The organism is Halorubrum sp. Ea8, from assembly GCF_002252925.1.
Classification (GTDB): Archaea; Halobacteriota; Halobacteria; order Halobacteriales; family Haloferacaceae; genus Halorubrum.
In genome coordinates, this window is record NZ_NHPF01000138.1 from 1 (window position 1) to 6,119 (window position 6,119).

General features: G+C 72.6%; 6 protein-coding genes, 1 other RNA gene and 1 pseudogene. 3 read left to right on the top strand and 5 right to left on the bottom strand.

Going from position 1 to position 6,119, the window contains the following annotated elements:
• The coding region (locus DJ74_RS16185) for an Hvo_1808 family surface protein (protein WP_141212737.1) at window positions 1–1,162 on the top strand (1,162 nt) is incomplete at its 5' end.
• Between the two features lie 90 nt (window positions 1,163–1,252).
• Window positions 1,253–2,410 (top strand): nicotinate phosphoribosyltransferase, encoded by a 1,158-nt coding sequence (locus DJ74_RS16190; RefSeq protein WP_094527922.1) that lies wholly within the window; start codon window positions 1,253–1,255, stop codon window positions 2,408–2,410.
• Between the two features lie 55 nt (window positions 2,411–2,465).
• Here the strand turns inward: DJ74_RS16190 and DJ74_RS16195 are convergent, their stop codons facing one another.
• Window positions 2,466–3,068 (bottom strand): TIGR00296 family protein, encoded by a 603-nt coding sequence (locus tag DJ74_RS16195; RefSeq protein ID WP_094521903.1) that lies wholly within the window; start codon window positions 3,066–3,068, stop codon window positions 2,466–2,468.
• A gap of 275 nt (window positions 3,069–3,343) precedes the next feature.
• Here DJ74_RS16195 and rnpB point away from each other — a divergent pair.
• Window positions 3,344–3,656: RNase P RNA component (rnpB, locus tag DJ74_RS16200), an RNA gene on the top strand.
• 165 nt (window positions 3,657–3,821) lie between these two features.
• On the opposite strand, the gene DJ74_RS16205 is transcribed toward rnpB, so the two are convergent.
• The 4 genes and pseudogenes from DJ74_RS16205 to DJ74_RS16220 all read right to left on the bottom strand — a co-directional run.
• Entirely contained in the window at window positions 3,822–4,742 is a 921-nt protein-coding gene (locus tag DJ74_RS16205; RefSeq protein ID WP_094521904.1) for a CPBP family intramembrane glutamic endopeptidase, read from the bottom strand.
• Between the two features lie 71 nt (window positions 4,743–4,813).
• On the bottom strand, window positions 4,814–5,359 hold the full coding sequence (locus tag DJ74_RS16210; protein WP_094521905.1) for an NUDIX hydrolase: 546 nt from the start codon (window positions 5,357–5,359) through the stop codon (window positions 4,814–4,816).
• A gap of 34 nt (window positions 5,360–5,393) precedes the next feature.
• Window positions 5,394–5,849 carry a hypothetical protein gene (locus DJ74_RS16215; protein ID WP_094521906.1) on the bottom strand — a complete coding sequence of 152 codons (456 nt, stop codon included), beginning with the start codon at window positions 5,847–5,849 and terminating at the stop codon, window positions 5,394–5,396.
• Between the two features lie 62 nt (window positions 5,850–5,911).
• Window positions 5,912–6,119 (bottom strand): annotated as a pseudogene (locus DJ74_RS16220) (DNA polymerase IV); the annotation flags it as partial.

Genomic DNA, 6,119 nt, shown 5'->3' on the forward strand with positions numbered 1-6,119 from the left:
GCACGAGCTCGTCCACGGGATGCAAGACCAGTACCACGACCTCACGCGGCCCCGCTACGCCGGCGCCACGCAGGACGGCGACCTCGCGGTCGACGGCATCGTCGAGGGGGAGGCCGTCCACATCGAGGAGCGCTACGCCGCCCGCTGCGTCGATGCAGGTCCAGTTGGCCGCGCAGCGGGCGGCGGGGGCGGCGGGTCGGCGGCCGACTTCAACTTCGGCATCCTCCAGACCGTGCTCCAGCCGTACTCCGACGGCGCGCTCTACGTCGAGGAACTCGTCGAGGAGGGCGGCTGGGAGGCGGTCAACGAGACGATGACGAACCCGCCGGGGAGCACCGCCGAGGTGATCCACCGGAACCCCGACTACGAGACCCGCAACGTGACGTTCGAGGACACGGCGACCGGCGACTGGGAGACGTACCCCGATCAGGGGGTCGACGGCGCCGAGACGACCGGCGAGGCGTCGATGTTCGTCATGTTCTGGTACCAGAGCCTCGAGTACGGGTACCCGGTGCTCGAGCCCGAGACGAGCGCGGGGGCGAACGTCCGGATCCACACGCAGCCGGACGAGGAGCTCCAGACCCGCGCGAACTACAACTACGCCCACGAGTCGACCGACGGCTGGGCGGGCGACGAGCTCTACCCGTACCGCGCCGGCGACGGCGACGACGCCCGCGACGGGTACGTCTGGGTGACCGAGTGGCAGACGACCGCCGACGCCGCGGACTTCCGCGAGACGTACGTCGAGATGGTAACCGCCCACGGCGACGACGAGTACGAGGCGGGACGGGTGTACGAGATCGACGACGGCGACTTCCCCGGCGCCTACGGCGTCGTCCGAGACGGGACGCGCGTGACGATCGTCCACGCCCCGGAGCCCGGCGGCGTGCTCGAACTGCGCCCCGACGCTGACCTCGCGCCCCCCGCGACCGGGGACGGTGCGAGCGGCGACGGCGGGACGGACGGTGCCGACGGCACGAACGGTGACGACGGGTCGGACGGCGACGACGGAAACGACTCCGGGTCGGACGGCGACGGCCCGGACGGCTCGTCCGGGCCGGACGCCTCGACCGGCGACGAGGCGCCCGGATTCGGGGTCGTCGCCGGCCTCCTCGGGCTGCTGGCGGCGGTGTCGCTGCTCGCCCGCCGGTCGCGGGACTGAGTCGCCGGGCGCGCCGGCGGACGAGTGTCGCCGCGACGCGCGGGCCCGGGACCCGGACCGCTTTTGCTCCCGCGCGGGCGTATCCCGTGTATGACCGAGTTCGACATCGTCGACGCGGCCGCGATCCGCGACGGCCGGGCGACGGACGCGTACTTCGAGCGGACAGAGGCCGCGCTGGACCGCGCCGGCCGGAACCCGCGCGTCGTCGCCGAGGTGACCGCCGACCAGTTCTCCGACGGCGACTTCGAGCTGTTCGCCGGACTGAAGGACGCGCTCGCGCTGTTGGAGGGCCGCGACGTCGACGTCGACGCGATCCCCGAGGGGCGGTTGTTCGACGGCGGCCCGGTGATGCGGATCGAGGGGCCGTACCGGGAGTTCGCGCGGCTGGAGACCTCGCTCTTGGGCTTCCTCTCGCACGCCTCCGGGATGGCGACCGCCGCGCTCGACTGCCGGGCCGCCGCGCCGGAGTCGCAGGTGCTCTCCTTCGGCGCGCGCCACGTGCACCCCTCGATGACGGCGGCGGTGGAGCGGTCCGCGCTCGTGGGCGGGTTCGACGGCTTCTCGCACGTGGCCGCCGGCGACCTGATCGGCCGTGAGGCGTCGGGGACGATGCCGCACGCCCTCTCGATCTGCTTCGGCCGCGGCGAGCAGGAGGCGGCGTGGCGCGCCTTCGATGAGGCGGTCGACGAGTCGGTGCCGCGGATCGCCCTCTGTGACACCTACTCCGACGAGGTGGACGAGACGCTCCGGGCGGTCGCGGCGCTCGGCGACCGGCTGGACGGCGTCCGGCTCGACACCACCGGGTCGCGCCGCGGCGACTTCCGGCACATCGTCCGCGAGGTCCAGTGGGAGCTCGACGCCCGCGGCCACGCCGACGTCGGCGTGTACGTCTCCGGCGGGCTCGAGCCCGCCGACCTCCGCGAGCTCCGCGACGTCGCCGACGGCTTCGGCGTGGGCGGCTACGTCTCCAACGCCGACCCCGTTGACTTCGCGCTCGACCTCGTCGCCGTCGACGGCGAGCCGGCCGCGAAGCGCGGGAAGCTCTCGGGCGCGAAGGCCGTCTACCGCACCGCGGACGGCGCGCACGCGGTGGGACTGGCGGACCGATCGGGGCCCGAGGACGCCGAGTCGCTCATGGGGCCGGCGATCCGCGACGGCGAGGTCGTCGCCGGCGACGCGACCGACCTCGCGGCCGCGGCGGAGCGGGCGCTCGCGGACGCGGAGGCGGTCGGCTACGGGGCGGAGTAGCGGTCGGCTACGGGGCCGACGACCGGAAACGGAGAAGAACAGTCGATTTCGGCCGTTACAGCTCCTCGACGGCGCCGCCGTCGGCGCGCTCTCGGAACACCTGTCCCTCGATGAGCGTCACCATCGTGTCGTCGTCCTCCCAGGCGGTCGGGGAGAGCTTCGCCTTCCGGCAGGCGCGCGAGAGGAACTCGGCGCCGGACCAGCCGTTCTCGACGGGGACCGTCGGGTAGAGCCAGCCGTGCGAGTTGCCGCCGTCGACGGCGACGCCGTGCGTGCCGATCTGCAGGTCGGCGAGGGGGTCGTTCGTGAGCACCGTGTTCGAGACGACGAACACGGAGACGGTGATGTTGTCGAGCTCCTTGGGCTCGACCTCCGAGCCGCAGGAGTCGCCGGAGGCGGCCTTGATGGCGGCCTCGACGATGGCGTGGCCGAGCTGGTCGGACGTTTCCCAGGCGCCCGCGCAGCCGCGGAGGCGGCCGCGGCCTCTCGTGGATTCCAATCGAACGAACGCCCCGGTGCGGGCGTAGAACGCCTCGCGCATGCTGCCGGGTTGTTCACGTTGTCCGTGTCGGACGAACGACTCGACCGCCTCCCGCGCGAGTTCGACCGCTCGTGCACCGTCGTCGTACGACAGCTGAACGGTCTGGGCCTCGGACATGTAGGTCCATTACGTTGCTGACGACTTGAACGCTTCCCTTGCGAACTGATGGCACGGCATCCCGCCGGAGCGCTTCGATTTCCCCGGTTCACGCGGCGGGTGGATCCCCGTTCGCCGGCGGGTGGACCCCCGTTCGCCGGCGGTCGAAGCAGCGCTCGTCCTCGGGGTCGCGGCCGCACCCGCCGTCGAATTAGGCCGTCGTTACCGTCGCGCCGCGCTCGGGACCCCCGCTCCGACCGGATCGCTTATTCGCGGTCGCGGGCAACGTCGACCCGGACAGAGGGAGCCCGACTCCCGTGCCTCTGGCATGAGGAAAGTCCCCCCACCGGCCGGACGGGCGACCGGGCACACGCCCGGAGTCGGAGACGGCTGGCTCTGGAACAGCAACGACACCCCCCGCCCCGACCCGTGATTCGCGCGAACCGACCCGCGAGGGAAGGGAGTTAACCCGAGGAGGATCGACGGGTGGGAACGGATGGAACGGCGAATCCTCGCCGGTGCAAGTCCGCGTCATAAGGTAGTCCGGCCACGGCGCGGACGCTTAGCCGAATGTCGGGACGAACCGAAGGGGGCTTACTCCCCTCAGTCCGCTTCTACTCGGTAGTTGCAGATGTTCTGGTTGTTTATAACCGGTTGTCGACTGCGTATCGGTGAACACCTCCAAGGCCCCAGTCGCGACGACTCGCGACAGCGAGGCGCTTCGCGCCTCTGGCAGCCGGCGGCGGTCCGAAACGCCCTCCGTAGCTCGTCTTTTTAAATGGGGAGCAGCGCCGCGCCGCCGCCGGCCGCCTCCTGAATCTCGTCGCCGTAGGCGATCGAGATGTACAGGATGGTGAAGATGACGGCGTTGTGGAGGCCGTGAAGCAGCGCCGGGACGACGAGGTTCTCGGTGTACTCGTACACCGCGCCGAAGACGATGCTCGGGAGGAAGAGGATGGCGATGGTGGTGAGCCGCGCGGAGGCGCCGCCGGTCAGCGCCATCACGTGGACGGCGGCGAAGATCGCGGAGGCGATGAGGATCGCGGGCGCCGGCGACAGCGACTCCCGGAGCCGTCCCTGGACGACGCCGCGGTACAGGATCTCCTCGGAGGGGCCGATCACGAGGAACGAGGCCGCGATGAGGAGTGGGATGATCGCGGGGTTCCGCATCGCCAGCTCCGCGCTCTGGTTCGAGGCGGCCTCGGTCCCGAGCTGCTGGATCACGATCGAGACGACGATGATCGTGACGAGGATGAGCGCCCAGCTCCCGACGATCAGGCCGATCTCCTTCAGGCTCGGGCGCCGCACGCCGAGGTACGCGACGATCCCGGACCGGTCGAGCCCGCGCCACGCGAGGTAGCCGAGCGCCAGCCCGCCGAACGCGACGTACTGGCCCAAAACGAGCGTGATAACGAGGGTCACGGCGAGCGGGAGCCCGCCCGTCACCGCGTTGAGACCGAGCACCACGCCCCCGCTGGCGAGGGCGATCGCGGGGCCGAGCGCCCCCAAGAGCAGGGCCGTGACGATCGCGATCCCGACGCCGCGGCCGTCGGACCCGTCGGACGCCGTCGGCGAGGCGGTGCCGTCGGCGGTCGCCGGCCCGTCGCCGGTCGCGGCCGAGCCGTCCGCCGGCTCGCCGCCGTCGGGAGCGCTCGACTCCCGTCGCGTCCCGTCGTCGCTGGAGGGGTCAGGCATTACCCGGCGTACGGGCCGACGCATAATAGGGCTGTTCGTGCGCCGCGCTCGCGACCCCCCGGAAGCCCCCGTCAGCGGTGCAGCAGCTCGTACCAGAGCACGGCGGTCACGGCCCGCCCGTCGCGGAGCCCCTCGTCGACGACCGCTTCGAGCAGGTCGTCGTACGGGACCGTCTCGACCGCGATCGACTCGTTGTGGTCGAGGTCGCGCTCGGCGGTGGGTTCACACCCCGTCGCGAGGAAGTGGTGGTGGACCGAGTCCGCCATCCCGTTCGTCGGCTCCACCGACGTCAGGCGCTCGAAGGCGTCGGCCTCGTACCCCGTCTCCTCGGCGAGCTCGCGGGCGGCGGCGCGTTCGAGGTCGTCGGCGTCCGCCGACTCGACCGTCCCGGCGGGGATCCCGCGGTTGACGCGGCCGACCGCCTGCCGCCACTCGTCGATCACGACGACGTCGCCGTCGGGGGTCAGCGGGAGCACCACGACCGCCGGCGGCTCGTCGACGTAGTGGAACCCGTCCGTCTCGCCGTCCGGGAAGCGCACCTCGTCGCGGCGCACGTCGAAGCCGGGGCAGCGGTAGTCGATGTCGGTGTCGAGCGTCTCCCACGACAGATCGTCCATGCGTCGGAGTCGGCGCTCGGGCACCTAAATCCCCTCACTCGGACGGGGCCTCACCGCTTCGGGACCGAAGCGCCTCCGCGGCTCGGGCCGCGGCCGCGCCGCCGACCCACGCGAGCGTCCCCAGGACCACGGCCTCGACGCCGACGAAGGCGAGCCCGTCGGGTCCGACGAGCGCGGCGACGCGCTCGCCGAGGGGCCGCCCCGAGAGGCCCAGCAGGTAGTGGTCCGCGTTGTACCCGAGGAGCGCGCCGTAGACGGACGCCCACGCCAGCGCCAGCCCGGCCCGTCGATAGGCGAGGACCGCGGCCGCGAGGACGCCGACGACCGCGGCGTCGCCCGCGAGGAACACGACCCCGCCGGAGACCTCGAACGCCCCGACCGCGTAGGCGGCGAAGACGGCGAGGAAGAGCAGCGGCGGGACGAGGAGCCGATACCGACGCGGCGAGCCGTTCCGGTTCGAGCCGAGGAGGACGCGGCGAGCGAGGGACACGCCTCCGAATCGCCGCGCTCGCCTGATAAATCCACGCGCCGATTCCGGCGCCGGAGGGTCCCTCACCCCCAGTCGCCGAGCGACGCCTGCCCGTCGCCGCGCTCGCTCGCCCGTCGGTCTCGGGCCTCGTCGGTCTCGCCCTCGTCCTCGGCGCCCGGCTCGCCGTCCACCCAGTCGGTGAGCTTCCCGCCGTCGCCGCCGCCTGCGGCCGACCCGGTCCCCGTCCCGCGGGCGCGGTCGCCGGCGCTCGTCCCCCCGCTCCCGCCGGCG

Coding starts and splice junctions, on each gene's coding strand:
- DJ74_RS16195 (WP_094521903.1), bottom strand. CDS start 3,068: ATGTCCGAGGCCCAGACCGTTCAGCTGTCGTACGACGACGGTGCACGA.
- DJ74_RS16190 (WP_094527922.1), top strand. CDS start 1,253: ATGACCGAGTTCGACATCGTCGACGCGGCCGCGATCCGCGACGGCCGG.
- DJ74_RS16210 (WP_094521905.1), bottom strand. CDS start 5,359: ATGGACGATCTGTCGTGGGAGACGCTCGACACCGACATCGACTACCGC.
- DJ74_RS16205 (WP_094521904.1), bottom strand. CDS start 4,742: ATGCCTGACCCCTCCAGCGACGACGGGACGCGACGGGAGTCGAGCGCT.